Source organism: Acinetobacter sp. GRABPA_MV_2, from assembly GCF_056725885.1.
The window spans coordinates 1-4,045 of the sequence record NZ_JBWZNA010000043.1; the positions used below are offsets into that span (position 1 = coordinate 1).

3 protein-coding genes are annotated in these 4,045 nt (G+C 38.0%); all 3 read right to left on the reverse strand.

From position 1 onward, the window contains the following. Window positions 1-846 (reverse strand): MFS transporter (locus ACXM0J_RS18590; protein WP_031986282.1); only part of this gene is annotated, 846 nt, incomplete at its 3' end. 258 nt (window positions 847-1,104) lie between these two features. Next, window positions 1,105-1,722 (reverse strand): TetR/AcrR family transcriptional regulator, encoded by a 618-nt coding sequence (locus ACXM0J_RS18595; RefSeq protein ID WP_004822839.1) that lies wholly within the window; start codon window positions 1,720-1,722, stop codon window positions 1,105-1,107. A gap of 343 nt (window positions 1,723-2,065) precedes the next feature. After that, complete coding sequence (locus tag ACXM0J_RS18600) at window positions 2,066-4,021, reverse strand: alkyl/aryl-sulfatase (RefSeq protein WP_005146758.1); 1,956 nt, start codon at window positions 4,019-4,021, stop codon at window positions 2,066-2,068. Between the last annotated feature and the right edge of the window lie 24 nt (window positions 4,022-4,045).

A 4,045-nucleotide genomic window follows, 5' to 3' on the forward strand; every position in this document is an offset into this window, starting at 1 on the left:
AAATAACGAACTATATCCTGCAAACCCTAAAATAAAAGAAATCGCGTTATAGGCTAAAAACCGTTTATTTTTAAATAAATGATTGGGGATCAATGGATGAGTGGCATGTTTTTGCTGCCATACAAACGCCATACTTGCCAAGATAAATAAGAAAATACTCAGCATAAACCAATGCGCTAAATGCACATGTTGTAATGCAATAATGCTATACGTTAATGTGACGATCGCTACAGCACTGTAGAGCAAACCTAGATAATCAAAAGGTACAGCCACCGATTTCTGATCCGCCTCGATACCATAATAGCCCAAGTAAATCGTTAGAACCCCAACAGGAAGATTGAGCCAGAAAATACTTTGCCAACCAAAATGATGTACCAGCAACCCACCCATCAATGGACCGACAATTAATGAAAATGCACTAAACGAACTCCAGCGACCAATTTCACGTGCTTTGTCTTGCGGTTGATGAAAATGATGCACCATGATCGCCAATGCCAAAGGGATTAAAACTGCACCAGCCACACCCTGAATCATTCGTCCAATAATCAATAAACTAAAATTGCTTGCCATTGCACAAATCAATGAACCCACAATAAAAATGATCACACCCAGCAACCATAATTTTTTACGCCCTATGCGCTGACTTAATGCCCCCACCGCTAACATTAAACTCGATAGACTTAAAGCATAGCTATCAATCACCCATTGTAGATCTGCCATGTCACTATTAAATTGGTTTTGAATACTTCCAAGTGCAAGATTGACACTGCTTAAATCCACCAAACACAGAAAGGTACTGATATAGAGCGCTAGAATAAGATAAATCGGCTGGCGAGATGCATTCATACATCACCTAGATCATTTAAATGAGAATCATTATACTATACATTGACCGACCGTCGGTCAATGTATAAAAACCCACTTAAAACCCAAAGCTTTCATTTTTTATAGACTGTCTTGAAAGCACTTTTAAAGATCACCAGTGACTGCAACTTAAGGAGAATGGTTGACTTTAAAATGCATCGTTTAGGGTTTTAATTAAAATTGATAATAAAAGAATATCAGACGAGAAGCGATTTATACGATTCAAAATAATGGTAAAAGTTAGCCATCATGATGGAGCATTTTTAAATATTGCAGCGCAATTTGCTGAGAAAAATCTGTGCTATCGTGCAGTTGATTGGCAATTGCTTCATCTGCAACCCCATGTACACCAGAATAAATCAATAACGCAGTCAATCTTGGCTGTTCTAAATGCCAAATACCCGCCTGCTGCCCTCCATTTAAGATTTGCAGCAATTGTTCCAATATCATATTTTTTTCATTATTTTTACGTTCATGGTGATGTGCACCAAAAACAATATCATGCACTGCATAACTTTCGAGGTAGGTTTGTATATTGGCCGAGACCCAAACCTTAAATTGACTGACCCAATCTTCAGCATCACATGTTGCAACTGCCGTGTCTAAGGCCGCGATAAAAAAATCGATATAACGTTTTTTTAAGGCTTCAACAATATGCTGTTTCGATTCAAAGTAATGATAAAAAGTCCCTTTAGCAACGCCCACACTGGCAATAATTTCGCTAATGGTGGTAGCTTCCACACCTTTTGCTAAAAAAAGCGTTTGTGCAGCATTCATCAGCTCATCAATTCGGACTTCTGCTGGCTTGGTTTGGCGTTTTGTCACCTGAGTAGAAGCGACTTGAGATTGTGATGACATACTTCTCTATTTTCTACACGCAAGAATTTAATTATAGAGGAGCCCTAGCTAATTCACAATTCAAGCCAATACGAGTCACTAATTACATCAATGTAGCTATAAGCATAGCGCAATATAAAATCCCCCTCATACTAAAATCGTCCACCCATACTAGCTTTATCTCAAAACGAGAAGGAATTTTTAATACCAACATGATTCGTTGCACATCATCATTTTTGCTTGATGAAACAAGAGCTTTTATTGAAATACTGATATAAAAAATGAGAGAACTAATCTATAAGTTCTCCCTTTTTATTCGACTCTATTGAATTAAGCCTAAACATTTAAGCTTCGTTATTTCCCCCTAACCATTTGGTCGAGTCACAATTGGGAAAATCGAATCTGGACGTTTAAACATGGCAAAGAATTTTCCAATTTTCAATGGATTGCCTTTGACTTTACTGTCTTTCGAAAGTAGGACTTTTACCCCTTCTATTTGACCTGTAATCATTTTTAGATATAAGGGCTTGGTTACGGTTAATGTTGGGCAATCCGATGCCAAACCATTACTGTCATCATGACGTTTAAACTGCATGACTGAGTTTTCAACCCATAATGAAAAATTCTCTTGGGTATCCGACAAAACCAGATTGATACACTGATTTTCATTTTTTAAATTTTCCACATCTAAATTTGTTGCCATGGCTTCCAGAAATCTTTCAGTTGGCGTGTGAATCAATAAATCACTCGGATCAGATGTATTTTCCATAGGTACATTATTTTGTAGCTCTTGAGCGCCCACCAAAAAGAAATTACGCCAAGTTGAAGCCTCAGCAGCATAGCCCAATTGACGATACGTATTTGCCAATAAGTCTTTTGCTTGTTGGTTTTGAGGATTATTCAACACAATATGTTTTAAAATCTCGGCAGCCCATCTATAGTCAGCTTGAGCATAAGCATCCTGCGCATTTTTCAACGCATTGCTCTCCCCACCTGCTAACTCAATATATTTTTTTGCAACAGCTTTAGGTGGCAATGGATCTAAATTGGAAGGATGAGCATCAAACCATCCCATATAGTATTGGTATACCGCTTTTACATTATGCTTAAGGGTTCCATAATAGCCATGCGCATATAATTTTTGGTCAAGTGCGGCTGGAAGCTGAATTTTCTCGGCAATTTCAGCACCATTAAAACCAGAGTTCATATATCTCACCGTCTGATCATGCGTGAACTTATAAACATCTCGCTGGGTTTTAATAAAATCTTGAATATTGTCATTGCCCCATACCGGCCAATGATGCTGTGCAATCAATACATCGGATGCTTTGGCATGTTGCATTGCTTGGTCTAAATAGCCCACCCATTTTAAGGCATCACGGACTTTAGCACCGCGGAGAGTATAAAGATTATGCATGGTATGCGAAAGAATTTCCGCGCCATTATAAAGTTTCAGTGATGGAATAGAGAATGTTAACTCTGCTGGTGCTTCTGAACCTGGCACGTTATAAAACACAAAATCCAAGCCATCAATGCTCATTTTCTGTTCTGCTTGAGTGATCAATTGTGTAGGCTCAAGGATGCCCATTTTTCCCACAGCAACAGCCTTACCTAAACCTGTATCCACCAGCCCTTCTGCATTTTTAGGTAGAAAAGTTCCATACATATAAGTCGCACGACGTATCATGGCTGAACCTGCCATCACATTTTCACTGGTCGCTTCTTCCATAAAGCCTTGTGGCGCAATAATTGGGATTTTTCTAGCGTTAATTTCTTCGCTAGAAAGAACGCCTAATGCACCACCAAAATGATCGATATGGCTATGGGTAAAAATAATGGCTGAAATTTTTTGCTCACCTAAATGCTGCCTAGCAAATTTAAGTGCTGCTTCAGCCGTTTCTTTAGAGGTTAATGTATCCACAATAATCCAACCAGTATCACCCTGAATAATGGTCATATTTGCCAAATCAAAACCACGAATTTGCCAAACTCGATCTGTCACTTTAAATAGACCAACATTGTTGTTTAGCTTTGCTTGTCGCCATAGCGCAGGATTAACAGTATTTGGTGCTGGATCATTTAAAAAATTAAACGCATCAAAATCCCAGATCACATTGCCTTTTTCACTTTTAATTTGACCTGTTGGCTTGGCAATAAAGCCTTTTTGCGCATAATTAAACTCAGTCATATCATCTAAATTATATTTGGTTTTATACGCATTATTTGATTCAATGACCGCTTTTTCGACTTGTCCATTTGCTGCAAAAACAGAAAATGGCAAAATAAACATCAATGAGACCGTTAAAAATTTAATTTTCATTGTCGTTCCTTCTTTAAAATATCC